Origin of the sequence: Paenibacillus sp. 3LSP, assembly GCF_032465655.1 — a bacterium.
Classification (GTDB): domain Bacteria; phylum Bacillota; class Bacilli; order Paenibacillales; family Paenibacillaceae; genus Fontibacillus; species Fontibacillus barengoltzii.
In genome coordinates this window covers 1-935 of sequence record NZ_JAWDJI010000196.1, presented here as the reverse complement: position 1 = coordinate 935, position 935 = coordinate 1, and the positions used below count along the sequence as shown (strand labels likewise).

Below are 935 nucleotides of genomic sequence, written 5' to 3'. Positions count from 1 at the left end.
AAAGACAACAGGATGGGTGAAAGCCACTTGTCTTTATGCCATAACATCTGTGTATACACATGCAGATCGGGAATTTGCCAGGGAAGGGCAACAAGTTCACCGCGCTCTACCTCGGCTTCCGTTACGATTTCTGGGAGAAAAGCTATACCGATTCCCGAAATGGCGCATTGTTTAATGGCTTCTGCACTTTGAAACTCTAAATACGTAATGCTGTCAATGCCCTCTTTCTCAAATGACCGGTCAAACATGGTTCTATAAGGACAGCCTTTTTCATTCGTCAGGAACACTTCTCCGTGAAAATCCTCCAGCTGCAGCTCCTTTTGCCTAGCAAGCGGGTGATCCGGAGCAGCAAACAGGCGCAAGGTTTCTTCCAGCAGCGGTTCTACGGCAAGTCCGCTCGAGCGAATGGGCTCGTCAAGCATGAAGACGATATCTGAGTCCCCCTCAAAAAGCGATTGTTTGAGCTCTTGATTGGGAACGGAGCGGAAGATCAGACGTACGCCGGGATGCTGCGAACGAAAGTGCCGAAAGACAGCAGGAAGCCGGTACGCACAAATAACCTCATTGGCACTTATCGTCAGAGTACCGCTTAAAGACTCGTTATCATGAACAACGCTGCGTGCTTCGTCCAATTTGTCCAGAACGCTCCGGGCATGTATCAAAAAGCGTTTACCCGCTGCGGTGAGAACCAACTGCTTGCCCAAGCGGTCAAAGAGACGAACATCCAGCTCCTCCTCCAAGGCTTTTATTTGCATGGTAACGTTAGAGGGTACGTAGTTCAGCACCTCTGCGGCCCGAGTGAAATTTAAGGTTGACGCAACCGTACAAAACGTATTCAGTTGACGCAGCTCCATTTATCGATCCCCCATACCTTCAAAATTATTGAATACTATTGTGAATTATGTTCACTTTCCCTGAGAGTATCACGACTCTAT

At 48.3% G+C, this 935-nt stretch carries 1 protein-coding gene; it reads right to left on the bottom strand.

Annotated elements, in window-relative coordinates:
* Window positions 1–854: LysR family transcriptional regulator (locus RW092_RS16865; RefSeq protein WP_316010755.1), on the bottom strand; the 854-nt coding region annotated here is incomplete at its 3' end.
* Between the last annotated feature and the right edge of the window lie 81 nt (window positions 855–935).